This window comes from Corynebacterium efficiens YS-314 (assembly GCF_000011305.1).
GTDB lineage: Bacteria > Actinomycetota > Actinomycetes > Mycobacteriales > Mycobacteriaceae > Corynebacterium > Corynebacterium efficiens.
In genome coordinates, this window is record NC_004369.1 from 1,217,821 (window position 1) to 1,241,923 (window position 24,103).

The 24,103-nt window shown below is 62.6% G+C and carries 24 protein-coding genes, 1 pseudogene and 1 CRISPR repeat array (1 of these 26 cut by a window edge); of the genes and pseudogenes, 15 read left to right on the plus strand and 10 right to left on the minus strand.

What is annotated here, in order from left to right:
- Nucleotides 1-16: 16 nt before the first annotated feature.
- Together aroP and CE_RS05900 are read right to left on the minus strand one after the other, a co-directional pair.
- On the minus strand, nt 17-1,477 hold the full coding sequence (aroP, locus tag CE_RS05895) for an aromatic amino acid transport protein AroP (protein WP_011075322.1): 1,461 nt from the start codon (nt 1,475-1,477) through the stop codon (nt 17-19).
- 136 nt (nt 1,478-1,613) lie between these two features.
- Nucleotides 1,614-2,687 (minus strand): DapH/DapD/GlmU-related protein, encoded by a 1,074-nt coding sequence (locus tag CE_RS05900; protein ID WP_231295165.1) that lies wholly within the window; start codon nt 2,685-2,687, stop codon nt 1,614-1,616.
- A gap of 65 nt (nt 2,688-2,752) precedes the next feature.
- Here CE_RS05900 and dapE point away from each other — a divergent pair, with 65 nt between their 5' ends.
- From dapE to CE_RS05930, 7 genes are all read left to right on the plus strand, one after another.
- Nucleotides 2,753-3,910 carry a succinyl-diaminopimelate desuccinylase gene (gene dapE / locus CE_RS05905; protein WP_006769874.1) on the plus strand — a complete coding sequence of 386 codons (1,158 nt, stop codon included), beginning with the start codon at nt 2,753-2,755 and terminating at the stop codon, nt 3,908-3,910.
- A 67-nt stretch (nt 3,911-3,977) separates the two neighbouring features.
- On the plus strand, nt 3,978-4,760 hold the full coding sequence (locus CE_RS05910; protein WP_006769873.1) for a TIGR00730 family Rossman fold protein: 783 nt from the start codon (nt 3,978-3,980) through the stop codon (nt 4,758-4,760).
- A gap of 19 nt (nt 4,761-4,779) precedes the next feature.
- Complete coding sequence (folP, locus tag CE_RS05915; protein ID WP_006769872.1) at nt 4,780-5,637, plus strand: dihydropteroate synthase; 858 nt, start codon at nt 4,780-4,782, stop codon at nt 5,635-5,637.
- Entirely contained in the window at nt 5,634-6,374 is a 741-nt protein-coding gene (locus CE_RS05920) for a glucosyl-3-phosphoglycerate synthase (RefSeq protein WP_006769871.1), read from the plus strand. Before folP ends, CE_RS05920 begins: the two co-directional genes overlap by 4 nt.
- Entirely contained in the window at nt 6,368-6,745 is a 378-nt protein-coding gene (locus CE_RS05925; protein WP_006769870.1) for a DivIVA domain-containing protein, read from the plus strand. Before CE_RS05920 ends, CE_RS05925 begins: the two co-directional genes overlap by 7 nt.
- 59 nt (nt 6,746-6,804) lie before the next feature.
- Complete coding sequence (locus CE_RS14840) at nt 6,805-6,972, plus strand: DUF3117 domain-containing protein (protein ID WP_003855015.1); 168 nt, start codon at nt 6,805-6,807, stop codon at nt 6,970-6,972.
- Between the two features lie 124 nt (nt 6,973-7,096).
- A complete protein-coding gene (locus tag CE_RS05930) occupies nt 7,097-7,966 on the plus strand; it encodes a methyltransferase domain-containing protein (protein WP_006769868.1) in 870 nt (289 codons plus the stop codon).
- A 142-nt stretch (nt 7,967-8,108) separates the two neighbouring features.
- On the opposite strand, the gene CE_RS05935 is transcribed toward CE_RS05930, so the two are convergent.
- Together CE_RS05935 and glgA are read right to left on the minus strand one after the other, a co-directional pair.
- The gene (locus tag CE_RS05935) at nt 8,109-9,617 is read right to left on the minus strand and encodes a GH32 C-terminal domain-containing protein (RefSeq protein ID WP_006769867.1); all 1,509 of its coding nucleotides are present in this window, start codon (nt 9,615-9,617) and stop codon (nt 8,109-8,111) included.
- Nucleotides 9,618-9,798: 181 nt separating this feature from the next.
- Nucleotides 9,799-11,079 (minus strand): annotated as a pseudogene (gene glgA, locus CE_RS05940) (glycogen synthase); the annotation flags it as partial.
- A 149-nt stretch (nt 11,080-11,228) separates the two neighbouring features.
- On the opposite strand from glgA, the gene glgC reads away from it, so the two are divergent.
- On the plus strand, nt 11,229-12,458 hold the full coding sequence (gene glgC / locus CE_RS05945; RefSeq protein ID WP_006769865.1) for a glucose-1-phosphate adenylyltransferase: 1,230 nt from the start codon (nt 11,229-11,231) through the stop codon (nt 12,456-12,458).
- Between the two features lie 101 nt (nt 12,459-12,559).
- Here glgC and CE_RS05950 read toward each other — a convergent pair whose 3' ends face one another.
- Entirely contained in the window at nt 12,560-13,204 is a 645-nt protein-coding gene (locus tag CE_RS05950; protein ID WP_006769864.1) for an O-methyltransferase, read from the minus strand.
- A gap of 164 nt (nt 13,205-13,368) precedes the next feature.
- Between CE_RS05950 and sigE the strand changes: the two genes are divergently transcribed.
- The 3 genes from sigE (at nt 13,369) to tatB (ending at nt 15,301) form a co-directional block, all read left to right on the plus strand.
- On the plus strand, nt 13,369-14,010 hold the full coding sequence (sigE, locus tag CE_RS05955; RefSeq protein WP_006769863.1) for an RNA polymerase sigma factor SigE: 642 nt from the start codon (nt 13,369-13,371) through the stop codon (nt 14,008-14,010).
- Nucleotides 14,011-14,175: 165 nt separating this feature from the next.
- Nucleotides 14,176-14,772 (plus strand): anti-sigma factor family protein, encoded by a 597-nt coding sequence (locus CE_RS15610; RefSeq protein WP_006769862.1) that lies wholly within the window; start codon nt 14,176-14,178, stop codon nt 14,770-14,772.
- Nucleotides 14,773-14,803: 31 nt separating this feature from the next.
- A complete protein-coding gene (gene tatB / locus CE_RS05965) occupies nt 14,804-15,301 on the plus strand; it encodes a Sec-independent protein translocase subunit TatB (protein WP_006769861.1) in 498 nt (165 codons plus the stop codon).
- Between the two features lie 81 nt (nt 15,302-15,382).
- Here tatB and CE_RS05970 read toward each other — a convergent pair whose 3' ends face one another.
- Genes CE_RS05970 through CE_RS05985 form a run of 4 tightly spaced genes read right to left on the minus strand, consistent with a single transcriptional unit; the run spans nt 15,383 to nt 19,154 of the window.
- Nucleotides 15,383-16,507, minus strand: coding sequence for an Mrp/NBP35 family ATP-binding protein (locus tag CE_RS05970; RefSeq protein WP_006769860.1), 1,125 nt, complete (start codon nt 16,505-16,507; stop codon nt 15,383-15,385).
- A gap of 35 nt (nt 16,508-16,542) precedes the next feature.
- Nucleotides 16,543-17,301 (minus strand): DUF6308 family protein, encoded by a 759-nt coding sequence (locus CE_RS05975; RefSeq protein WP_006769859.1) that lies wholly within the window; start codon nt 17,299-17,301, stop codon nt 16,543-16,545.
- A 10-nt stretch (nt 17,302-17,311) separates the two neighbouring features.
- Nucleotides 17,312-17,866 carry a DUF1003 domain-containing protein gene (locus CE_RS05980; protein WP_006769858.1) on the minus strand — a complete coding sequence of 185 codons (555 nt, stop codon included), beginning with the start codon at nt 17,864-17,866 and terminating at the stop codon, nt 17,312-17,314.
- Nucleotides 17,859-19,154 carry a magnesium transporter MgtE N-terminal domain-containing protein gene (locus CE_RS05985; RefSeq protein WP_011075331.1) on the minus strand — a complete coding sequence of 432 codons (1,296 nt, stop codon included), beginning with the start codon at nt 19,152-19,154 and terminating at the stop codon, nt 17,859-17,861. Before CE_RS05985 ends, CE_RS05980 begins: the two co-directional genes overlap by 8 nt.
- 139 nt (nt 19,155-19,293) lie before the next feature.
- Between CE_RS05985 and CE_RS05990 the strand changes: the two genes are divergently transcribed.
- The 4 genes from CE_RS05990 to CE_RS06005 all read left to right on the plus strand — a co-directional run bounded on the left by CE_RS05990 (nt 19,294) and on the right by CE_RS06005 (nt 22,179).
- Nucleotides 19,294-19,812 carry a general stress protein gene (locus tag CE_RS05990; protein WP_006769856.1) on the plus strand — a complete coding sequence of 173 codons (519 nt, stop codon included), beginning with the start codon at nt 19,294-19,296 and terminating at the stop codon, nt 19,810-19,812.
- A gap of 22 nt (nt 19,813-19,834) precedes the next feature.
- A complete protein-coding gene (locus CE_RS05995; RefSeq protein WP_006769855.1) occupies nt 19,835-20,530 on the plus strand; it encodes a hypothetical protein in 696 nt (231 codons plus the stop codon).
- 159 nt (nt 20,531-20,689) lie between these two features.
- Nucleotides 20,690-21,403 (plus strand): sulfite exporter TauE/SafE family protein, encoded by a 714-nt coding sequence (locus CE_RS06000; protein WP_006769854.1) that lies wholly within the window; start codon nt 20,690-20,692, stop codon nt 21,401-21,403.
- A 302-nt stretch (nt 21,404-21,705) separates the two neighbouring features.
- Nucleotides 21,706-22,179: an alternate-type signal peptide domain-containing protein gene (locus CE_RS06005; protein WP_162096715.1), complete on the plus strand. Its 474-nt coding sequence runs from the start codon at nt 21,706-21,708 to the stop codon at nt 22,177-22,179.
- 40 nt (nt 22,180-22,219) lie between these two features.
- On the opposite strand, the gene CE_RS06010 is transcribed toward CE_RS06005, so the two are convergent.
- A complete protein-coding gene (locus CE_RS06010) occupies nt 22,220-23,473 on the minus strand; it encodes an IS256 family transposase (protein WP_011075333.1) in 1,254 nt (417 codons plus the stop codon).
- 150 nt (nt 23,474-23,623) lie between these two features.
- Nucleotides 23,624-24,103: direct repeats of the CRISPR family, unit length 36 nt; unit sequence CCCTCAATGAAAGGCCGTCGAACTAACGACGGCAGG (it continues 1,059 nt past the right edge of the window).

A 24,103-nucleotide genomic window follows, 5' to 3' on the forward strand; every position in this document is an offset into this window, starting at 1 on the left:
GCCACCACACTAATTTCTATCGGTCTATCAGTCCAGTCCGCTTTCCCCGCAGGGGGCTGCGGGTGGTGGTGAAGGACAGCGCCACCAGGAAACCGTAGACCACCGCCACGGAGAACACCTGCGAGCGCGAACCCTCATTACCGAGCATGAGCAGCACCAGCCCGGCGAGCAGCACCAGGGTGAGGATACCCAGCCACGGGTGGCCCCACATCCGCACCGTCGAGATCTCACCGTTGTGCTCCAGCTTAGGCCGCAGCCTCAGCTGCGACAGGGCGATCATCGCCCACACCACCAGCAGACAGCCACCCACGGCATTGAGCAGGAAATCCAGCAGGCCGGCCGGATTGAAGTACTGCAGCGCCACGGAGACGAAGGCGAAGAACATCGACAACAGCACCGCCGCGGTGGGCACCCCGCTCCTGCTCAACACCGAGAACACCCGCGGGGCATCCTGGTTGCGGGACATCGCGAACACCAGACGGGAGGTGGCGTAGATCTGCGCATTGAAGGCCGACAGCAGCGCCAGTACGATCACCGCCTCCATCAGCCCCACGGCACCCGGGATGTTGGCCATGTCCAGGATCCGGGTGAAGGGCGACTCCGCCGCGGTTTCGGCGTTATCGATGGACTCATACGGCATCAGGAACGTGATCACCAGGACGGACCCCAGGTAGAACAGGGAGATACGCCAGATCACGGCGCGCACCGCCAGGGAGATCGCCCGCCGGGGCTGGTCGGATTCCGCCGCGGCGATGGTGACGATCTCAATGCCGCCGAAGGCGAATGCCACCGCGAGCAGACCCGCGGCCACACCGGAGAGCCCATTGGGCATGAACCCGTGGTCCCCGATGAAGTTGCTCGTGCCCACAAAGGTCGAACCGGGCAGCAGACCGAAGATCAGGCCGACGCCGACGATGAGGAACACCACGATCACAGCGACCTTGATGAAGGCGAACCAGTACTCGAACTCACCGAACCCGCGGACGGCCGCCAGGTTCACGATCGCGAAGAACACCACGCACACCAGGGCCGGTATCCAGGGGTCCACCCCGAACCACGCCCCCATGATCGCCGCGGCACCGGTCATCTCCGCACCCATGACCATGATGAGCATGAACCAGTACAACCAGCCCAGGGAGAACCCCGCCCAGTGTCCGAAGGCATCCTCGGCGTATTTGGAGAAACTACCCGAATGCGGCCGGGCGGCGGCCATCTCACCGAGCATCTGCATGACAAGCACTACGATCACACCGGCGGCGATATAGGCCAGCAGCACCGCCGGCCCGGCGGCCCGGATACCCACACCGGTGCCCAAGAAGAGCCCGGCACCGATGGCGGATCCCAGGCCCATCATGGTCAGATGTCGGGTCCGCAGACCGGTGCCCAGTTCTTGTCTTCTGTTCGGATCAGATGTTGTCTCAGATGATCCGGGGGCAGCACCGGGTTGAGCTGCCGCGGGAACTTCACTCATTGCCATGCTCTCAACCGTAAACGTCTGTTTAGGTATTCACGAAACCACGCATCACCCGGGGTCCGGGTGCTTTCCGTGGTGGTGTGCAGGGTGGGTGAGAGCCTACTGGGGCCGTCTGTGCAATCAGCCGGTGGGTGTTTCCCTAATGGGAGGCCTGGCTGTCTGTGGTGTCAGGCTGGGCGTCGGACCGGGGGCCGGGCCGGGTACCCGGTCGGGTGCGGGGCGGGATGCGTCGTGCCACCGGCTCATGGAAACCCTTCTCCCGCTTGATCGACCAGTTCGACTGGCCCTCGATATCCTTGACGGTGCGTTCCTCCTCGGCCTCGGGGAACCAGATGGGGGTGTCACAGTCGAGCACGATGTTGTTGCCCACATGGCAGTTGTCACCGAGGGAGACCCCGATGACGCCGGAACTCACGCCGAAGGTGCAGTCCTCGCCGATGCCGAGGTAGAGTCGACGCCCCTCGGAGTCACGTGGGGACATCACGGTGGAGGACAGGCCGATCTCGGAACGGGCACCGATGACCACACCGGAGGACAGGCGGCCCTCCACCTTCGCCGCACCCAGGGTGCCGGAGTTGAAGGAGACGAAACCCTCACGCAGCACCGAGGTGCCCGGGGCCAGGTACGCACCCAGGCGTACACGTTCCGCCTCGGAGATGCGCACACCGTAGGGCACCACATAATCCACCATGCGGGGCAGGCGGTCCACACAGTAGACATGGATCAGACCACGGGAACGCAGGGCGGCCCGGACCCATTCGAAGTTATCCGGCAGGCAGGGACCCTTGTTGGTCCACACCACGTTGGACAACATGTTCAGGGTTTCTGACATGTGCAGTTCATGCGGGCGCACCAGGCGGTGGGAGAGCAGATGCAGACGCAGGTAGACATCATGGGCGTCGCGCGGCGGGGCCTCGAGGTCCTCGATGATGGTGCGCACGGCGACCTGCTCCACCAGTCGGTCCTCATCGAGTTTGACCAGCTGCAGCATCCTGGGGGTCAGTTCACGGGCGCCAAGACGCACCGTGCCGGTTTCCAGGGGGTAGGGCTGACTCCAGTTGTCGGGGTCGATGAGGGCGGGATCGGGGTACCAGGTGTCCAGGACGGTGCCGTCCATGGCGATGTTCGCAATCCCAAGTCCCACCGCACCCCTGCGCCCGGTGGCACCGTTAGCGAGTCCCTGACCGGAGACAGCATTGGTTGCGTTCACCATTGAATACATGACCACTCATACTTTCCGCACTGTTGTGATTGGTTGTCGATTTGTAATCTTATGGCATGGAACAAGTATCGATACCACCCTCCGAACGTGATCCGGCTCCACCCACCCTCGATCTGCTCGGCGATCCCGTCACGCTGACCGCGGATCTGGTGGACATCCCCAGCCCCTCCGGCCAGGAGAAGCTGATCGCAGAGGCGGTTGAGACCAGCCTGCGTAACCTCAATCTGCCCGGGGTGGAGATACTGCGCTTCAACAACAATGTCCTGGCGCGCACCCAACTCAACCTGCCCGGACGGGTCATCCTGGCGGGTCATCTCGATACCGTTCCCATCGCCGACAACGTCCCCGGCCACCGTGCCCCCAATGCCGACGGTGTGGACACCCTGTACGGCTGTGGGACCGTGGACATGAAATCCGGTCTGGCGGTCTACCTGCACACCTTCGCGAGCCTGGCGGGTGCCGGCCATGAACGACCCACCCGGGATCTCACCTTCATCGCCTATGAGTGCGAGGAGGTCGAATACCACCGCAACGGCCTCGGACACATCCAACGCGAGCATCCGGAGTGGCTGGTGGGGGATCTGGCGCTGTTGGGGGAGCCGACCGGGGCCTGGATCGAGGCGGGATGCCAGGGCAATCTGCGCATCAGGGTCACCGCCCACGGCACCCGTGCCCACAGTGCCCGCGGGTGGCTGGGGGACAATGCCATCCACAAACTCACCCCCGTCATGGCCAGGATTGCCGAATACGGGCACCAGGATGTGATCATCGACGGCCTCACCTACCGCGAGGGCCTCAACATTGTCCGGGTGGAGGCGGGGGTGGCCAATAACGTCATCCCCGACGAGGCCTGGATGAGCGTCAACTTCCGTTTCGCCCCCAACCGGTCGGCGGAGCAGGCGACCCGCCACGTGATCGATGTGCTCCGGTTGGAGGAGACCCCGGGGGTCACCTGGGTGCTTGACGACGCCGCCGGTGGTGCCCTCCCGGGCCTCGACCTGGAGGTCACCGCCGGTCTGGTCGAGGCGGTCGGTCGCGACCGGGTGCGGGCGAAATTCGGCTGGACCGATGTGTCCCGCTTCTCCGCGGTGGGGGTACCCGCCCTCAACTTCGGTTCCGGGGATCCGTCCTATGCCCACAAGCGCGATGAGCAGTGCCCGGTTGGGCAGATCACCGGTGTGGCGGAGATCCTGCACACGTATCTGACCTCCTGAACAGCGGAGGTCCGGTTCAGCGGTTATCGTGGATAGTCCATCACGAAGCCGATCAGGAGGTCATACCATGGCTCCCCACAAAACCCCGGATGAAGAGAAGAACCGCCTGCTCGTCGGGCCCGTGCTCCGCAGGAAACCGGAGACCCAGCCTGAGGGCAGCACTTTCGATCAGCGACTGCTGGAGATGCGGGCCGACCATGACTGGAAACACGCGGACCCGTGGCGTGTCCTGCGCATCCAGGGGGAGTTCGTCGCCGGTTTCGACGCCCTGGACGAGATGCCTAAGGCCGTCACCGTCTTCGGTTCCGCCCGCATCCGGGAGGAACACCCCTACTACAAGACGGGGGTGGAACTGGGTGAGAAACTCGTCGCAGCTGAATACGCGGTGGTCACCGGTGGCGGACCGGGCCTGATGGAGGCCCCCAACAAGGGTGCCTGCGAGGCGGGTGGACTCAGCGTGGGACTGGGCATCGAGCTGCCCCATGAGCAGCGACTGAACCCGTATGTGGACTTGGGCCTGAACTTCAGGTACTTCTTCGCCCGCAAGACCATGTTCCTCAAATACTCCCAGGCATTCGTCTGTCTCCCCGGTGGATACGGCACCCTGGATGAGCTCTTTGAGGTGCTGTGCATGGTGCAGACAGGCAAGGTCACCAACTTCCCGATCGTGCTGATCGGCACCGACTTCTGGGCAGGCCTGCTCGACTGGATCAGGGGACGCCTGGTCGCCGACGGCATGATCTCCGCGCGGGACATCGACCGCGTCCTGGTCACAGATGATGTCGACGAGGCCGTCCGTTTCATCGTCGATGCACACGCGGGGCTGGACGTGGCACGCCGCCACAACTAGTCGGGGCTACATTAGTCCTATGAGTTTTTCCTCCGCCTACGCCACCGGGGAGCTGCCGGTGATCATGGCCATCGTCAACCGCACCCCGGACTCCTTCTATGACAGGGGTGCCACCTTCGAGGACACCGCCGCACTGGAGCGGGTGGCCACGGTCATCAATGAGGGCGCCGGGATCATCGACATCGGCGGTGTCAAGGCGGGGCCGGGGGAGTTCGTCTCCACGCAGGAGGAGATCGACCGTGTGGTGCCCACCATCGCGGCGGTGCGTCAACGTTTCCCCGATATCCACATCTCGGTGGACACCTGGCGTTCCAGCGTGGCGGATGTGGCCATCCGGGCAGGGGCCACCCTGGTCAATGACACCTGGGCGGGCCACGATCCCGAACTCCTCGAGGTCGCCGGGCACCACCGCGTGGGGTATGTCTGCTCCCACACCGGTGGTGTCGTGCCCCGTACCAGGCCGTACCGGGTCCACTTCGATGACATTGTCGCCGATGTCATCCGGGAGACCACCACGCTTGCGGAGAAGGCGGTGCGCGCCGGGGTTCCGGAGGAGTGGATCTTCATCGACCCCACCCATGACTTCGGCAAGAACACCTTCCACGGACTGGAGCTGCTGCGCCGCATCGATGAGATCGTGGCCACCGGCTGGCCGGTGCTCATGGCGCTGAGCAACAAGGACTTCATCGGGGAGACGGTGGATCGGCCCGTCGACAAGCGTGTCGCCGGGACCCTGGCCGCTACGGCCTGGGCGGCGGCCCGGGGATGCGCGGCGTTCCGCGTCCACGAGGTCGCTGACACCCGCGATGTCGTGCAGATGACCGCCGCGATCGCCGGTGACGTCGCCCCCCTCAACACCATCCGGGGGCTGGTGTGAGCTCCATCAGCGTGGTCATCCCCGCACTCAATGAGGCACCGACGGTCGCCGGTGTGGTCGAGGCCGCACTCGCGGACAACCCCGACGAGGTCATCGTCATCGACGCGGACTCCACCGACGCCACCGCCGTCAATGCGCGCCGGGCGGGAGCCACCGTCTACAACTGGCGGGAGATCCTGCCGGCCGTGCCCACCCGACCCGGCAAGGGTGAATCCCTGTGGCGCGGCGTGGAGGCGGCGCGCGGGGAGATCGTCGTGTTCGTCGATGCTGATCTCACCTCCCTGCGACCCGGCATGGTCCGCGCGCTGGCGGCGCCTTTTACCGATCCCGGCATCCACCTGGTCAAGGCCGATTACCTCCGATCCTTCGGGGACCGGCCCACCGGGGGAGGGCGCGTGACCGAACTGACCGCCAAACCGCTGTTGCGACTACTGTTTCCCGAACTGGCCCACATCCGCCAACCGCTCGGGGGCGAATATGCCATCCGGCGGGCCACGGCGCGGGCACTGCCGTTCGTCGCCGGGTACGGGGTGGAGGCCGGCCTGCTTATCGACGTCGCCACCACCCACGGGGTACAGTCCATCGGGCAGGTCGACCTGGGCCGGCGGTGCCATGACCACCAACCCCTGAGTGCACTCGCGGGCATGGCCGAGGTGGTGGCCGCGATCATTCTCCAACGCAGCGGCCGCGACGTCCCGATCAACCAGCGTGATCCGTTAGACTCATTGCCATGCTGACCTGGATCGTGATGATCGTTGTGCTCGCCGCACTCGTCGTGCTGTTTACCTGGCTGTTTGCCAAACTGTTCGGGCGCGGCGAGCAAGCCATGCCGCTCCCGGACAATGAGGAGATCATCGAGCATAACCGCCGGGTGGTGGGCCGGGGCGACATTGATGACATCGTGTTCGAGACCGCCCTGCGTGGTTACCGCCAGGACCAGGTCGATGACGTGGTCGCACACCTGAACTGGAAGATCGACGCCCTCACCGCACGCCTGGACAAGCTCGGCGATACCGCCCCGAAAACCGCGGTTGAACAGGGTTTCCCCTCCACACCGGTCCGTCCACACGAAAACACTTCTCCGACCGGGAATCCTGAAAACGGGTAAAATGGATACTTAGCCGCATACAGTGCGGATTTTTATCGTTGTAAGGAGCTGGAATCAACATGGCAGCAATGAAGCCACGGACCGGTAGCGGACCAATGGAAGCGGTCGAAGAGAGCCGCAAGATTGTGATGAGGATTCCATCCGACGGGGGCGGGCGCCTTGTTGTGGAACTGAACAAGGAAGAGGCCGCCGAACTCGGTGCGCTTCTCCTGGAGGCCGCCAAGTAGGGTTCCGCCCGCACCCTACCCACATCCCGGCACTCCCTGGTGACTCCCCGTTGACTCCCTGGGTTGGCCACGCGGGTAGTATTGTTCCGACGTGGTAACCACCCATTCAAGGAGTAATGCGACAGTGCTTTCACACATCATTGATGTCCTGGCGGACCCGATTGACGGCAGCCCCCTGCGTGGTGTGGATGACTTCACCCGACTGGTATCTGAATCCGGGCATTCCTACGATGTCGCCCGCCAGGGGTATGTCACCCTTGCAGGCGGTGCCGGCCTGCGCTACTCCGGTGATGATGCCGAGATGATCAGCGCCCGGGAGACCTTCCTCACCGGTGGGCACTTCGCCCCCTTCGTCGAGGCGATCGCCGATGCAGTCCATGATGTGCTGGACGCCGGTGAGGTCGCCGACGATGCCCACCCCGTCATCTGTGAGATCGGCGCGGGTACCGGTTACTACCTCTCCCACACTCTCGACAGCGTGGCAGGCGCCCGCGGCATCGGCATCGATGTCTCGGTGCATGCCGCCAAGCACCTGGCCCGGTGTCATCCCCGCGTCGGTGCCGTGGTGGCCGATGCCTGGGCCCGTCTGCCCATCCAGTCGGAATCCGTCGATGCCATCACTGTCATCTTCGCACCGCGTAATGCTGCGGAGTTCGCCCGCATCCTCAAGCCGAAGGGACAGGTCATCGTGCTGACAGCCGACGCCGGTCACCTCGCGGAGCTGCGTGAACCCCTCGGTATCATCGATGTGGAGGAGGGCAAGGTTGAGCGCATGATCGAGCAGGCAGCCGGACATCTCCAGCCCGTGGGTGACAGTGAGCCCGTGGAATTCGAGATGATGCTGGACCAGCAGTCCATCGCCTCCCAGATCGGCATGAGCCCGTCGGCACGCCACCTCAAACCCGAGGCACTGGCTGCGCGTATCCAGGCACTGCCGGAGCAGATGAAGGTCACCGCCCGGGCCCGTATCACCCGCCTCGGCCGTATTTCCTAGACCTGCGATCATCCCCGGGGATTCCGCAGGTTCACGATCGTCTGCCGTGGCTGTCGTGCCCGGGGAGGTATGTGAAACGGCCCGCGGTGGAATCAATGGTTGATTCCACCGCGGGCCGTTTTGTCGGTGTTGTGGGCCGGTGTCAGCGCACCGGACCCTCATGCGGGTGCTCATCGGGATTGAACTGCGTCAGCTCATCCAGATCGGGCAGGCCCTGGGAGGAATACTCATCGGGGTAGTGGGCCTCGGCGTTGATGATGCTGGCCTCCCCGGTGGTGGTGACCTCGAAGTTGAAGACCGGGCCGTGCTCGAAATAGACACGGCTGGCCATGGCGACCTCGCCGCCGTCGGCGAAGACCTCCAGGGTGGAACCATCGACCACGATGAACACGGAGTCGGTGTCCTCGGCGGACAGCGGCGCGACGGCCAACGGGTCATTTTCGTGGCACGGGTTCATGGACCGGTCGATGACCAATTCACTGTGACGGTGGTGGACCACGGCCGCGGTGTTGCCCTTCTGGTCACGCAGCTCGATGGACACGGAGCTGCCGTCGGGGATGTCACAGAGCCCGGTCCAACCCGCGGCCGCGTCGGATTCGTGGATGGCGGTGATGAGACCCTCGGGTGGGGTCTGGAAGAGTGTGCCGTCCTGGAGTGTGACCACGCGTGGCACGGACAGGCAGTTGGCCCAGCCCTCATCTGACCAGCTCTTGTGGGAGGTCGGGTCATCCAGGCGGCCCACACCGTTCATCAGTCCGAAGATGTGGGCCTGGTGGTACCGCTCCTCCTCATCCACGGTGCCGCTGGTGTAGTTGGTGTTGCGGGGGCGGGAGAAGTCATGGCCGTGGTCGATGCGGGTGAACGGGGTGACCACGGTGAACTCGGCGTCGTCAAGCTTGCCGACGACATACCCCGAACGATCCACCCCGTTCTCCTCGACGGTGATGATGAGAATGTCGTAGATTTCCCCATCCACCTCATCACGCAGGCGGATCAGTCGTGGGCTCACCATGATGGCATCCTCTGGCAGTCCGTGGGCCCCCTGGAAGGTCAGCCGTCCGGAGATCTGCCAGTCGCGGCCATCGGGGGAGTGGAGGATGACCACCACCGGTTTCTCCATGGGGCCGGCCACCGCGAGCATCAACCATCCCTCGTGGCCCTCCTCACGGTTGGTGCCGTCCTCCCAGTCGGGGACCACGCAGGGGGAACGGAACCGGGTGAAGGACTCGGAGTCACCTACGACGCGGCCGATCCGCACCACACCGGAATCCAGGCTCAGTGGGTTGTCGGACACTGACTCCATGGTGGCATCCAGATCGTCGATACGCGCCACGTGGATTGCGGAACTGTCCGCGGTCACCGAGGTGAAGTAGAGGTCAACCCCGCCCTTGTTGGCCACCACGGCACCGGCCCGCACCTGTGTCTCCCCACCCGTGGGGGCGAGGACATCATCACTGATATCCCAGCTGAAGGGGTTGCCCTCGGAGAACTGGTGGGCCCACCGCGGTCCCTCCTCGGGGGTGGGGCGGTACTGGTGGAAAACATGCCAGGTATCACCATCGAGGAGCACACCGGCCGGGGCGAACAGCAGACCAGACTCGGAGGTCAGGTGCAGTTCCGGGCGGTGATGGGTGGGGGGAGTCTCAGCCATGCGTCAGTCCTAGCTATTCACATTGATTCTTGATGATTCGTATCTGTTGAACGAGGGTAGCCACCTGCGGGCCGGTTGTGGGGAAAGGCCAGCTCAGAGGGGGTGTGGTAGACATAGAAATGCCGGGGTGCCGTCCCCTTGGGTACGACACCCCGGCAGTGGGGGTGGGGGAAGAGAAATCCTACATCAGTGATTTGTAGACATCGACGGTCTGCTGGGCGATGGTGGCCCAGGAGAACTCGTTGATGGCACGCTCACGCCCGGCGATACCGAACTTCTTCGCCACCTCACGGTCCGCGACCATCTTGTTCACGGCCTCGGCGATGTCACGCTCGAAGGTTTCGGTGTCATTCTCGTCGTAGTGGACCAGGGTGCCGGTCTCACCATCGACCACGACCTCCGGGATACCGCCCACGTCGGAGGCGACCACGGCGGTGTTGCAGGCCATGGCCTCGAGGTTGACGATGCCCAGCGGCTCGTAGATTGAGGGGCAGACAAAGGTGTCGGCTGCGGTGAGGATCTCCTGGATGCCCTTCTTGTCCAGCATCTCCTGGACCCAGAAGATCCCGTCGCGCTGGGACTGCAGCGCCTCCACGAGAGCCCTGGTGCGTTCCGCGATCTCCGGGGTGTCCGGTGCGCCTGCACACAGCACCAGCTGTACACCCTCATCGAAGTGGGCGGCGGCCTTGACCAAATGCTCCACACCCTTCTGGCGGGTGATGCGACCGACGAACGCCACGATGGGTCGCTGGGGATCCACACCGAGCTTGCGCAACACGGATTCCTCCGCGTCATCGAAGGTGGGGCGGGGCTGCCACAGTTCGGTGTCGATGCCGTTGAGCACGATGCGGACATTGTCAGGTTCGATGCGGGGGTAGGCGGCGAGGATGGAATCCTTCATGCGTGCGGACACCGCGATGACGGCATCGGCGTACTCCATGGTGTTCTTCTCTGACCAGGAGGACACATCGTATCCACCACCGAGCTGCTCACGCTTCCACGGGCGGTCCGGTTCCAGTGAGTGGGCGGTGGCCACATGGGGGATGCCGTGCAGACGTGCGGCGAGATGACCACCCAGACCCGCGTACCAGGTGTGGGAGTGAACCACATCCACATTGTTGGCGGCCTCTGCCATGCGCAGACCGGTGGACAGGGTCTTGATGGCCGGGTTGGCATTGTCCAGGGCCGGGTCCACGCCGTGGACGTAGACCCCCTCGGCGTCACGTGGGGCGCCCATGCAATGGACATCCACCTCCGCGATCTCCCGCATGAACCGGGTCAGCTCGGTTACGTGGACACCTGCTCCGCCGTAGACCTCCGGCGGATATTCTCTGGTCATCATTCCAACTTTCATGGTTCTGAGACTAGCCCGCCGTGACCATACGTGCAGCGGTTTCCCATCCCGTCGGACCCTCCGGGCGCAACCCGGGTACAGGACAGATGCGGGATGCCATGCAGTGTGGGCACGGAGCGGGGTGTGGGTCGCGACCTCCCAGGTGCCCCCGTCGGCCCAGCATCCGGGGGGCGGTCACCCACCCTCGACTGACCCCGTGGCCACCCCAAAAGAAATACTTATTCACTGGTTTCAAGCGGGAACAGGTTTTTCGTTTTATGGTTGAGTGTGTGAAGGGTAGACCAAATGTATTAGCAATCGTTCTCGCTGGTGGCGAGGGTAAGCGTCTGTTTCCGCTGACGGAGGACCGTGCCAAACCGGCCGTTCCCTTCGGCGGAACCTATCGGCTTATTGACTTTGTACTTTCAAACCTGGTCAATGCCGGGTACCTGAAGATCGCTGTGCTCACGCAGTACAAGTCGCATTCCCTCGACCGGCATATCTCCGTTTCCTGGAATGTTTCTGGCCCGACCGGCCAGTACATCGCCTCGGTCCCGGCGCAGCAGCGCCTGGGCAAGCGGTGGTTCACAGGCTCCGCAGATGCCATCCTCCAGTCACTCAACCTGATCTCCGATGAGAAGCCGGACTATGTCATCGTCTTCGGCGCGGACCATGTGTACCGCATGGATCCGAGCCAGATGGTCGATGAGCATATTAAATCCGGCAAGTCGGTGTCTGTGGCAGGTATCCGTGTGCCACGCCACGAGGCCACCGCATTCGGCTGCATCCAGTCCGATGATGAGGGCAACATCACCGAATTCCTGGAGAAGCCGGCGGATCCGCCCGGTACCCCGGATGATCCGGATGTCACCTTCGCCTCCATGGGCAACTACGTGTTCACCACCGAGGCTCTGGTGCGTGCGCTCAAGGATGATTCGGAGAACGAGGACTCCGAGCACGACATGGGCGGTGACATCATCCCGTACTTCGTAGACCGCGGTGATGCCCATGTGTATGACTTCTCCCGAAACATCGTGCCCGGTGCCACCGAGCGCGACAAGGGATACTGGCGTGATGTCGGTACCATCGACGCCTTCTACGAGTGCCACATGGATCTGATTTCCGTGCACCCGATCTTCAACCTCTACAACAAGGAATGGCCGATCCACACCACCGTGGAGGGTAACCTGCCGCCGGCGAAGTTCGTGCAGGGCGGTATCGCACAGTCCTCGATGGTCGCCCCGGGATCCATCATCTCGGCGGGTACTGTGCGTAACTCCGTGCTGTCCACCGATGTCATCGTCGAGGAGGGGGCCACCGTGGAGGGCGCGGTCCTCATGCCGGGCGTACGCATCGGTAAGGGAGCGGTGGTTCGCCACGCCATCCTGGATAAGAACGTCGTGGTGCGCGACGGTGAGCTCATCGGAGTCGATCACGACCGTGATTCCCAGCGCTTCAAGGTCAGTGCCGGCGGTGTGGTCACCGTGGGTAAGAACCAGGTGGTCTGACACCACCCCGGTCACCTCAGGTCGCGTCCTCCGGGGCGCGACTTTTTTATGCTTGTCGACGCCCCGATCACCCCAGGTGCCCCACCGTGGGTGGTGGGGGTTTAGGTCTTCTTGGTCACCAGCGTTAGACCGGCGCCGAGGGGGAGGCGGGCCACATGTGCCCCGTCGAGGGCGCGGACGTAGTCATCCGCCTCGCGGGCGGCCACGGTGTCGCGGTCCTTCCGGGTCTCGTCGGAGACTGTGCCGTCGAGGAGAGCGTCGGCAAGCATGAGGACACCACCCGGACGCAGCAGCGGCCAGGCGGCGTCGATGAAGGCGCGCAGATCCATGGGGGAGACCTGGCCGAAGACCAGCTGGTAGCTGTCGAAGGCGAGTCGACCCATCACGTCGAGGGGACGCGAGGGCAGGAAACGGACGCGGGAGGGGGAGTAGCCGGCCTCGCGGAAGATGGCCTTCGCATGACGCTGGTGCTCGGTCTCCGGGTCGATGCAGGTCAGGGTGGTTCCGTCTGCCAGGCCCCGGAGGATATAGAGGCCAACCAGGCCGGCCGCGGGGGTGATGGCGATCGCGCCGGTGGACCCTTCACTGTTGGTGGCGGCGGCCAGGGTGGTGATCAACTGGCCGGTCACCTCATCGGGCACCGGGAGGCCGAACTCGGCGGCATCCTCACGAGCGGTTGCCAGGGCGGGATCGATCTCCGTGGTGGATTCGACATAGTTACGAAGGAACTCGAAGGCATTACTCACGTTGTACAGTCTAGGCCCAGGGCTGGCTCACGGGGGTACTACACGCTGCGGTAACCGTGCTTTTATCGCACTACGATAACAATTAACTAACCGTTTAATATTTACCAGTGGCTACACAGTCAAACGCCTAGATTTCCCAAGTTTGATCCGGCATTATGAAACCTATGACCAATAAGCCCCGAGACCTTGAACCCGCTGCCATCGATCTCACCCCGGTAGAACCTACCGAGGAACTGTCGGGCACCGCTGCGTTCGACGCCGGTCAGGCAGAAATGCCGTCGTGGGGTGAACTGGTGGCGGAACATGCCGACAGTGTCTATCGTCTCGCATTCCGGTTGTCCGGTAATCAGCATGATGCTGAGGACCTTACCCAGGAAACCTTTATGCGGGTATTCCGTTCGCTGAAAAACTATCAGCCCGGCACTTTCGAGGGATGGCTCCACCGGATCACCACCAACCTGTTCCTGGATATGGTCCGTCACCGTGGAAAAATCCGCATGGAGGCACTGCCCGAGGATTATGAGCGGGTCCCGGGTAACGACATGACCCCGGAGCAGGCCTATACCGTGGCCAACCTCGATCCTGCTCTGCAGGAGGCCCTCGATGACCTGAGCCCGGATTTCCGCGTGGCCGTCATCCTGTGTGATGTGGTGGGTCTGAGCTATGACGAGATTGCTGAAACCCTCGGCGTGAAGATGGGTACTGTCCGGTCCCGTATCCACCGTGGACGCACCCAGCTCCGTGCCAGCCTCGAAGCTGCAGCCCAGGACAATGAGGAGGTTTCCATCCTGGTTCCCACCACCTAGGTTTTCCCGTCAACTCGGACTGCTTGCACCGGTGTCATTCGCGTGGGAACTGAATTAAGACGGCAAACGTTAGATTAAGTAGGTACCGTTAAATGTACAGACTTAGTCGTTTCTTGCACCTGCGCCAGTCCGATATTGAAGAGCCACAGGAGGTTTCCGGAACCGATGTTCAATTCCGACTCCACGGGGGATGTCAGATCCCAGCTTCGCCAGCCCCGCATCACCCGGCCCGACAGTGCCAAGGATGATGCCGGTGGTCAAGGGTTTGACAAAGCCAGGCGCCCAAAGAGTGCCGGGTCGAAGTCTGGCAAGCCGAAGCTCGCTCCGCGTCAGCTCGAGGCGATCAGGGAAATCCGGCTGGGGGAGGTCCTCAAGACCACGCTGGTGGAGAAATCCCAACAGCTTCAATCCAAAACCCAGGACTTCGCCTCCGTGGATCATCTGTCTTCCGATGCCGCAGCCATGTTCATCGACAATGAGTTGAGCAGGGGGGCGATGCACCGCGCCAGGCTGCACCTCGTGCACTGCGCGGAATGCCGTCAGGAGATCGCGCGCCAGCGCGACACTGTTGATTTCGTGCGGACGGAATGCAGGAACGACAACGTGACCGCCCCTTCCGATCTCAAGGCGAAACTGATGAGTCTGGCCAACGAATGCGCCCCGGGACCGGGAGCGGAGGACGCCGCGATTCAGCGACCGGAGTCTTTTGTGGCTAAAGTTGAATCGGTGGTACGCGCGGTACGCCGCACCCAGGGGCGTTGAACCCCACCGTTGAACAGTGAAGGTCTGAGGCATGTTTTCTAACGTCGGCTGGGGAGAGATCCTCCTGCTTTTCATCGTGGGTCTCATTGTTATCGGACCTGAACGGCTTCCCCGTCTGATGGAGGACCTGAAGGCGGCCATTGTCGCCGCCCGCACCGCGATCAACAACGCGAAGCAGAATCTGGATACTGATTTCGGCGAGGAATTCGATGAGATCCGTAAACCGATGGCCCAGATCGCCCAGATCCGCAGCATGTCCCCCAAGACCGCCATCACCCGTGCACTCTTCGACGGTGATGACTCCTTCCTGGACTCCTTCGACCCGAAGAAGATCATGGCCGATGACACCGCAGGTCAGGCACATCGCCAGCAGGTGGCGAAAACCGGCACCACACCAGAACACGCTGAGGTGGTGGAACGTCCGGCAGACCGGATCGATCCGACGCAGTCCCCGAACACCCCGGGGAAGAACAATGATGGTGGCAAACCGCCAGCCGGGGGCGGTTATACCTGGACCGATCTGATCTAGGCAGATCTGAGCAACAGATAAAAAGAAGCCAGCGCATCCTCCTGTCGGGGATGCGCTGGCTCCGGTGTATCCGGGGTAGTGCTATTTCACACCCAGTCCCAGGGTTTTGCCCACGATGGACACCTTGCGCTTGGCCAGGGTGTCGGCGATGGCGTTGATCGCCGCGGTGGTGGGGGAGTACGGTTCGGAGATCGCGATGGGGTTGCCCACATCACCACCCACGCGCAGGGACGGATCCAGTGGCACCGAGCCCAGGACGGGGACGTCCTCGCCGGTGAGCATGCTCAGGCGCTGGGCGATCTTCTCGCCACCGCCGGAACCGAAAACCTCCATGGTGGAGCCGTCAGGCATCACCATGGCGGACATGTTCTCAATGACACCGGCCACCTTCTGGTTGGTCTGCAGGGAGATCGAACCGGCGCGCTCAGCGACATCGGCGGCTGCCGCCTGCGGGGTGGTCACGATCAGCAGCTCGGCATTCGGGAGCAGCTGGGCGATGGTGATGGCGATGTCACCCGTTCCCGGTGGGAGATCCAGCAGGAGGATGTCCAGGTCGCCCCAGAACACATCGGAGAGGAACTGCTGGATGGCGCGGTGCAGCATCGGACCACGCCACACCACGGGTGCGTTGCCCTCAACGAAGTGGGCGATGGAGATCATCTTCACACCGTGGGCCTGCGGGGGCATGATCATGTCGTCGACCTGGTGGGGTCGGGCGTCGGAACCGAGCATGCCGGGCACGGAGTGACCGTAGATGTCGGCGTCGAGGATGCCCACGGACAGCCCCTTGGCGGCCAGGGCGGTGGCGAGGTTGACGGTCATGGAGGATTTGCCCACGCCACCCTTGCCGGAGGCCACCGCGTACACGCGGGTGGTGGATCCGGGCTGGGCGAAGGGGATGACCGGGTCGGCGGTGTTGCCGCGCAGGCTCACCCGCAGTTCACGGCGTTGTTCATCGCTCATGACATCGGTGGTGACCTGGACATCGCCCACGCCCTCGATATCCTTGATGGCCGCCTCCGTGTTGGAGACGATGGTGGTCTTCATCGGGCACGCCGCGATGGTCAGGTAGACCTCTACCTGCACATCGGAGCCATCGATGGCCACAGACTTGACCATTCCGAGCTCCGTGATGGGCTTCCCGATCTCTGGATCCTCTACGCGGGACAGCGCGCTGCGGACAGCGGATTCGGTTACTTGAGACATCACCTAAATAGCATAGTCCGCAGCACGGCCAAGACCTAAGTCCGTTTGTGGTCGGCCATCCACACCACGACATCAAAGACCCGGATGGTGCTCAGGTCTGCGAGGGCGCTGTTGCCGGACTGGTCGGCAGCCTCCGTACGGATGCCCTTGAGATGCCTGGACAGGGCCTTGTCCTCGGCGCGGAGAACGGTGTGGAAGTTCTCGTAGAATCCCACGCTGTTCGTGTTCAGCTGGCGCTTGATGGCGGAGTCGAAGATGGGGAAGAGTTTGGGGCGTTTACGGGCGATGAGTTTGCTCACCCGCGTGGGGCCGAAGCCGTTTCGCCGCAGCGCGGTCCAGAGCAGGTTCCCGGCATCGAGGTGCTCTGCGGCCTTCTTGGATGCCAGGCCCACATCGGTGGGGATCGAGGCGAGGATCCCCCGGATCTGCTCCAGATCGTAGGGAAGCTCATAGGCGGTGTAGTCGCGGGTCACCACCTCCTCGAGGTCAATGCTCTGAGCATCCTCAGGTGGTTCGAGCAACTGGACCACCTGTAGCCCGGGAACCGGGACATCCAGGAGTGAGAGCGAGAGGAGATCATCGCGGGTGATCTCATTGCGGACGGGCTGTGCGTCACCTCCCCCGCCGAGTCTGTTGAACAGGGAACCGGTGTACATGGGGCCGGTCCGGGGGTCGGTGGCGAAGTATTCCTGGAGATGGGCAACCGCCCGCTCCGTGTGGTCAACTTCAAGGATCTGCGGTAGATCCCACCCGACGTGGTCAAAGGCATCCGCCCAGGGGGTAGCAGTGGTCATGCCTGCAAGGCTAGTCGACCACTTTGCCCTGGGTCGGGGCGTTGAGGTCGTGGGGATCGTCGTTGCGGGAGGCCACTGCATCATCGAGCTTGGCCTCCAGTCGCTCGAGGAAGCCACGCAGATCATCCAGCTCGTGGCGGAGATAGTCACGGGTGACCATCTCACCGACGGCCAGGCGGACACCGGCGAGCTCGCGGGTGAGGAATTCGGTGTCGGCCTTGGTCTCCTCGGCACGTCGCCGGTCGGCCAGGATGGTGGATTTGTCGCGGTCCTCCTGACGGTTCTGCGCCAGGAGGATCAGGGGTGCGGCGTAGGCCGCCTGGGTGGAGAACGCCAGGTTGAGCAGGATGAAGGGGTAGGGGTCCCAGTTCCAGGCGAAACCGCCGATGTTGAGCATGATCCAGATGATCACGAAGATCGTCTGCCAGAACAGGTACTGGCCCGTGCCGAAGAAACGGGCGACCTTCTCCGCGTACGCCCCGACGGTGTCATCGTCGAATTTGAACCGCCTGCGTTTCGTGCCGACCAGGGGGGTGTCCAGGTCTGAACGGCTGTAATCAGCCAAGGGTCTCCTCCTTCACACCGGGGCGGATACCGGCATCGCGCCAGTCCTCGGGCAGCATGTGGTCCAACAGGTCATCAACGGCCACCGCACCGATCAGATGCCCGTTCTCATCCAGGACGGGGCCGCACACCAGGTTATAGGTGGCGAAGAACCGGGCGGCGGTCTCCTGTGAATCATTGGCATACAGCGGGGGCAGGTCGGGATCGAGGATGCCACCGACCAGGCTGGAGGGGGGTTCCCGCAGCAGTTTCTGCAGGTGCACACACCCCAGATATTTACCGGTGGGGGTGGCGGTGGGCGGACGCACCACGAACACCAGGGATGCCAGGGAGGTGGGCAGGTCGGGGTTGCGGGCCATCGCCAGGGCCTCGGCGACGGTGGTGGAGGGGTCCATGGTCAGTGGTTCCGGGGTCATCAGGGCACCGACGGTGTCGGGGTTGAAGCCCATGAGGCGACGCACCGGTGCCGACTCCTCCGGGTCCATCAGCTCCAGCAGCACACCGGCCTTGTCCTCGGGCAGCTCACCGAGCAGGTCTGCGGCATCATCGGGGTCCATCTCCTCCAGCACATCGGCGGCGCGTTCGATGTCGAGGGTTTCAATCAGCTCGGCCTGACGGTCTTCGCTGAGCTCCTGGAGAATATCGGCGAGTCGTTCGTCGTCAAGCTCCCCGGCGACCACGTCGCGCTGGGGCTTCGGCAGGCCGTAGAGTTCCTTGGCCACGTCGGCCGCGCGCATGTCCTCGAAACCGGCGATGAGCTCGGCGGTCTGGTTGGTCTCCCCGGCGCCGCCGGCGGTGATGCCGTGTACATGACTCCACGGCGCGATATACAGTGTGGGCCGCCGCCCGAATTTGGGGCGCTCACCGATCAGCGCCACCCGGGAGATGACCCAGTCGCGGGTACGGGTCTGTTCCAGCTCGACATCGGCGATCTCCACGGCGCGACCGTGCAACTGCTCCAGCTCCGGATCATCCGTGTGCACCTTCGTGCCGATGATGTCGCCGATCACCTGCAGCTCACCCGTGCGGGCCTTGAAGGAACGCAGCGACACCGACCCGGAGATCAGATTGACTTCCTTCGGTTCGATCGCCGCGATGCGCAGCATGGGCAGGAAGATGCGCCGCTTATTGTTCACCAGCTCCACCACCAGGCCGAGCACACGGGAATCCTGACCACCGGAGCGGATCGTGACCACGACATCACGTACACGCCCGATCACATCCGTGTCGGGGCCACGCACGACCATCCCCGCGAGACGGCCTGCGTACAGTCGGGTAATTCCTCTCATGTCACACAGCTTAACGCTTTACGACGACCCGACCTCCCCACACCTCACTGCAGGTGGGGTGGGAACCTTCGCGCTGGCTGGTCCGTTTTCATGGTGTATGGGAAATATAGACTGACAGTGAGATAAGGGTGATGAATCAATGTCGATGCAGGCAACCGGCTCCGGAGGCAACAACAGGGCCGAACTGGGTCTGAAGAAACGGCCCGAGGGGTGGCCCGTGGGCAGCTTCCAGACCTATGAGGAGGCACAGCGGGCGGTGGACATGCTCTCCGACAATGAATTCCCCGTTGCTGAACTGACCATCGTGGGTGTGGACCTGATGGAGGTGGAAACCGTCACCGGGCGTCTGACCTGGGGACGCGTGCTCGCCGGTGGTGCCGCCTCCGGTGCGTGGCTGGGACTGTTCTTCGGCCTGGTGATGGGGTTGGTGTCCAACCTCTGGTTCTCGTCCCTGCTCACCGGCCTGGTGATGGGTGTGGTCTTCGGAGTGGTGCTCGCGGCGGTACCGTACTGGGCATCCCGGGGTAAGAGGGATTTCACCTCCGCCACCCAGATCGTGGCGGGACGCTATGACATCCTGTGCCGTCCCGACCGTGCCCGTGAGGCCCGCGACATGATCGCCCGCAACATGGGAGAACTGGGCCACCCGCGACAGTAACGGCAGGGTAGAGTAACCCGCTATGAGAACGACGGGTGTGAAGAAGGCTCTCCTGGGTCTCGTGGCTGTCCTTGGCTCGGGGCTGCTGGTGGCCTGTGGCAGCGTGGACCCCAACAGGTTCGAACCACATCCCCGGCAGGTGGCGGAGCAGAAGGAGAACCTCTACATCGCGGTGGATCCCGACTACCTTGGACACAATGTGATCAGTGAGCTGTACAAGACCGTGTTGGGCAACCGCGGGAGATTCGCCGTGATCCGACACGAGGACAACCTCATCGCGGATCCCTTCGACCCCCTCAACGAGGGCACCAGTGACCTGGTGATCGGATGCACCGGTGCTCTCCTGGAAGTGGTCAACCCGGTGCTGGCCGGAGAGCTGGAAGAGGAGTACCTCGCAGCGGTGGAGGCGGGGGAGACCGACATCAACTCAGGTGAATGGCGCGACCGCACCTTCGATGCCCTGATCGGATCGCTTCCCTCCCGCCTCGATACCGCCGACCCCTCCAACGCCCAGGGATGTCCCGGCGCCAACGGGCTGCCCCAGAATATCGTCCCCATCTACCGCAACCCCACCTTCAGCCGCGCCGACCGGGAAATCCTCAACTGGGCCAGTGGCGCCATCACCACCTCCGAACTGCAGGAATTGATCGAGGAGGCCAAGGAACTCGGCCGGTCCCGTGAGCTGGTCAAGGAGTTCGTGGCCTCCAAGGGTGGGTGATATCTGGCCGGGTAGCCGGGTGGGCATTGGGGGTCCGGGGGACACCCCGCGGTTGAGGGCTCCTTGTATTTATGTAGAAAACAGTCCGGAGCGATTCCGCTTTGATCGTTATATCAATGGTCTGAAAGTTTCGGCCTGGGGGCTGGGTACGCTGCCAGTGTGGAAACAATACTCATCGGCGTGCTGCTATTCGTGGCCGCGTGTGTGCAGGGGGCGATCGGTTTCGGCCTGGGCATGCTCGCTGCCCCGATCATCGCCCTCATGCGACCCGACCTCCTGCCCGGACTGATCCTGCTGTTGGCCTTCGGATTCTCGCTGGCCACCTGGGCCCGCGACAGGGGAGAGGTGGAGTGGCCGGTGGTGGGCTGGTCCCTGCTCGGGAGGATTCCCGGTTCTGTGTTGGGCACCTGGGCGGTGGTGGCCATGCCGGTGGCGGGGTTGAAGATCGTCCTGGCCACCGCGGTGATCCTCGGGACACTGATCAGTCTCGTGGGGTGGTCGCCGGGGCACGGGCGGAGGAATTCCTTTCTTGCCGGGGCCTCGGGAGGGTTCCTGGGGACCACCACCGCGATCGGTGGCCCGCCCCTGGCATTGATCATGCGGTCGATGTCACCGGAGCGGGTGAGAGGGACGCTGTCCGTATGTTTCGTGATTGGCAGTGCCATCTCGATTGCACTGCTGACCGGGGCGGGTGCGCTCGGGTGGATGCACCTTCAGGCGGCGCTGGTGTACGCGCCGGCGGTGATTGCTGGGTATTTCCTGTCAGGGGTGGTGAATAAACACCTGAACCGACGGTTGATCTTCCTCGGTTCGGTGACGATTTCCCTCATCGGCTCGGGAATGGTGATTACCCAGGCAGCGGGAATATTCTAGTCGATCCATTAAATGGATGTTAATAAATTAGTAATTTACATAAGGTGACAAAGCTGACCATGCTTTCAGTGCGGTATCAGTTGTTTTTAATGAAGCACCTTGTCTATTATTAAATATGGTAAGTCCCGAAGAAATTAAGATCTTTCGCGGGCTGCACATCGAATCACCGCGAGACTGCATTCCAGAATTGGCTTCCCGATACGGACCCGTCGAACCCGGTGGGCCGAGGAGACGGATTCCCAGCGGAGCGATTTCCAGCTGCGGACCCCCGTTGTGGAAGGAAGACGATTAAAATGCAAAAGATGACCAAGGGCGCCATCGCTGCAGCAGCCGCAGCGCTCCTCCTCGTCGGTGGCGGCGGAACGTTCATGTCGTGGAACGATGAAGTGACCCAGAGTGATCAGGCGATTGCCGCCGGTAACCTGGCGCTGAGTGCAGCAGACGGGAAGTGGACTCTCAACGGCCAGGACGTCGTAGACAATAATGTCAATGCGGTTAAGGTCGTGCCAGGTGACACCCTGGTATTCACCCAGCAGATTTCCTATGAAACCTCGGGAGATAATCTCAGCGCAACACTTACATTAACGCCTGGATCAATCACAGGTGCCACTGCGGATGCGGCTGATGCGGCTCTCGCCACAGAACTCAACGACACAACGACCATCGACCTTGGTGAGCTTCCGACTAGCATTACAGGGTCTGGCAACACCTACACTTTTGAGGGTCAAGTCCGCGGGAGTGGTGTATCTGCCCTTTCGATAAAACAAGCAGCGTAACGACCTCACGGACCATCACGAGCTAAATACTGACCCTGGCTCATGCCACATCCTTCCGGATGATCTCAGAAGTAATATCGTCCGAATCGATGATGTTCGCCGTCATCATCGCCCTGGTCTGCTCCAAACTGGTCAACGACATGTACCGCTTCTGCTGAATCCAATCATCATGCTGTTCCGCCAGGACAGCCCCGACCAGGCGCACGACAGCATCACGGTTGGGGAAGATGCCGACGACATCGGTGCGCCGGCGGATCTCGCGATTGAGCCTCTCGGTGGGGTTATTCGACCAGACCTTGGTCCACACACTCTTGGGCGCGTTCGTGAATGCCAGCAGCTCATCAAGAGCTTCCTCCAGGTAATCGGCCACATCCGGGAACTTCTGCTCACAAAAGGCCACGACCTCACGGGCCTGACCCCACACCGATTGTGCATCCGGCTGCTGGAAGATGGTGTGGAACATCGCCGATAACGTTGGCCATTGTGTTTTCGATACCATCCCGTACAAGTTCTTGGAAAAGTGCGTGCGACACCGTTGCCACGAGGCATTCGGCAGGACCTCACCGATGGCGTGCTGAATTCCCAGGTGGGCATCACTGGTGACCAAATAGACCTCGTTGAGCCCGCGGGCTTTGAGGTCCCGGAAGAACCCGGTCCACGATGCCACGGACTCGGCTGTGGCGACTTGCATACCAAGTAATTCCCGATAGCCCTCGGCATTGACACCGGTAGCCAGCAGGACAGAGGTTTTCACCACTCGGCCGCCTTCACGCACCTTCATGGTCAGGGCGTCGCAGGAAACATAGAGGTAGGGGCCGGTATCAAGGGGTCTGGTGCGGAACTCTTCGACCATCTGATCAAGGTCTTTGGCCATGTCTGACACCTGGGACTTTGAGAGATTGTTGATCCCTAAGGTGGCGACCAGGTCGTTCATCCTGCGGGTGGACACACCTTTGAGGTAGCAGGTGGCGATCACGGTGGTCAGGGCTCGTTCAGCCCGGGTGCGGCGTTCCAACAGCCAGTCGGGGAAGAACGATCCGGTGCGTAGTTTCGGGACCGCGACGTCGATGGTGCCCACGCGGGTGTCGAAGTCGCGGTGGCGGTATCCGTTGCGGGTGTTCACCCGGTCCTGAGACACGGTGGCGTAGTCGGCGCCGCACACCTGGTCGGCTTGGGTGGACAGGATCTGGTTGATGAAGCCCTGGAGCATCTCTCGCATGAGATCGGGGGATGCTTGGGCGAGCAATTCGTCGAGGTAGGTGGTGGGGTCGATAGAATAGGGTCCAGCGGCCATCGTGGGTTGTCCTTTCGAGGATATGTAGGAGTTGAGTCGAAAGGTACCTGCGGTGGTCGCCTCATGTGTTCATGGGGTCCCTCACCGGCAGTTACAGATACACCACGCTAATGGACTCCACCCCGTTGGTTTGTTCGGGACGACGATCGGCCCTCAATGAAAGGCCGTCGAACTAACGACGGCAGGTGGTTGGTCTTGGTGGGGCACGGGAACTTATCGAAGCCCTCAATGAAAGGCCGTCGAACTAACGACGGCAGGCCAGGATCGGATGATGCTGGTGAGCCAGAGGATCCCTCAATGAAAGGCCGTCGAACTAACGACGGCAGGTTTTGCGGACGATGTAGTCCCCAACCTTGATGCCGGGCCCTCAATGAAAGGCCGTCGAACTAACGACGGCAGGACATAGGCATCTTCAGCTTCGCCAAGTCCATTGAGCCCTCAATGAAAGGCCGTCGAACTAACGACGGCAGGATCAGCTGATCGGTGCCCGTCAGCACGCACCGCGAACCCCCTCAATGAAAGGCCGTCGAACTAACGACGGCAGGAGACCTTCATACAGGTTTACAGCACCAGTAAAGCTCCCTCAATGAAAGGCCGTCGAACTAACGACGGCAGGGACGCCCCGGACTC

Excerpts from the sequence above, each read along its gene's own strand:
- CE_RS05970 (WP_006769860.1), bottom strand. The coding sequence starts at position 16,507 with ATGTCTCAAGTAACCGAATCCGCTGTCCGCAGCGCGCTGTCCCGCGTA.
- CE_RS15610 (WP_006769862.1), top strand. The coding sequence starts at position 14,176 with ATGTTCAATTCCGACTCCACGGGGGATGTCAGATCCCAGCTTCGCCAG.
- aroP (WP_011075322.1), bottom strand. The coding sequence starts at position 1,477 with ATGGCAATGAGTGAAGTTCCCGCGGCAGCTCAACCCGGTGCTGCCCCC.
- CE_RS06010 (WP_011075333.1), bottom strand. The coding sequence starts at position 23,473 with ATGGCCGCTGGACCCTATTCTATCGACCCCACCACCTACCTCGACGAA.
- tatB (WP_006769861.1), top strand. The coding sequence starts at position 14,804 with ATGTTTTCTAACGTCGGCTGGGGAGAGATCCTCCTGCTTTTCATCGTG.
- CE_RS05975 (WP_006769859.1), bottom strand. The coding sequence starts at position 17,301 with ATGACCACTGCTACCCCCTGGGCGGATGCCTTTGACCACGTCGGGTGG.
- CE_RS06005 (WP_162096715.1), top strand. The coding sequence starts at position 21,706 with ATGACCAAGGGCGCCATCGCTGCAGCAGCCGCAGCGCTCCTCCTCGTC.
- CE_RS05910 (WP_006769873.1), top strand. The coding sequence starts at position 3,978 with ATGGCTCCCCACAAAACCCCGGATGAAGAGAAGAACCGCCTGCTCGTC.
- CE_RS05900 (WP_231295165.1), bottom strand. The coding sequence starts at position 2,687 with ATGGTGAACGCAACCAATGCTGTCTCCGGTCAGGGACTCGCTAACGGT.
- folP (WP_006769872.1), top strand. The coding sequence starts at position 4,780 with ATGAGTTTTTCCTCCGCCTACGCCACCGGGGAGCTGCCGGTGATCATG.
- CE_RS14840 (WP_003855015.1), top strand. The coding sequence starts at position 6,805 with ATGGCAGCAATGAAGCCACGGACCGGTAGCGGACCAATGGAAGCGGTC.
- CE_RS05985 (WP_011075331.1), bottom strand. The coding sequence starts at position 19,154 with ATGAGAGGAATTACCCGACTGTACGCAGGCCGTCTCGCGGGGATGGTC.
- CE_RS05925 (WP_006769870.1), top strand. The coding sequence starts at position 6,368 with ATGCTGACCTGGATCGTGATGATCGTTGTGCTCGCCGCACTCGTCGTG.
- CE_RS05995 (WP_006769855.1), top strand. The coding sequence starts at position 19,835 with ATGAGAACGACGGGTGTGAAGAAGGCTCTCCTGGGTCTCGTGGCTGTC.
- CE_RS05990 (WP_006769856.1), top strand. The coding sequence starts at position 19,294 with ATGTCGATGCAGGCAACCGGCTCCGGAGGCAACAACAGGGCCGAACTG.
- dapE (WP_006769874.1), top strand. The coding sequence starts at position 2,753 with ATGGAACAAGTATCGATACCACCCTCCGAACGTGATCCGGCTCCACCC.
- glgC (WP_006769865.1), top strand. The coding sequence starts at position 11,229 with ATGGTTGAGTGTGTGAAGGGTAGACCAAATGTATTAGCAATCGTTCTC.
- sigE (WP_006769863.1), top strand. The coding sequence starts at position 13,369 with ATGACCAATAAGCCCCGAGACCTTGAACCCGCTGCCATCGATCTCACC.
- CE_RS05935 (WP_006769867.1), bottom strand. The coding sequence starts at position 9,617 with ATGGCTGAGACTCCCCCCACCCATCACCGCCCGGAACTGCACCTGACC.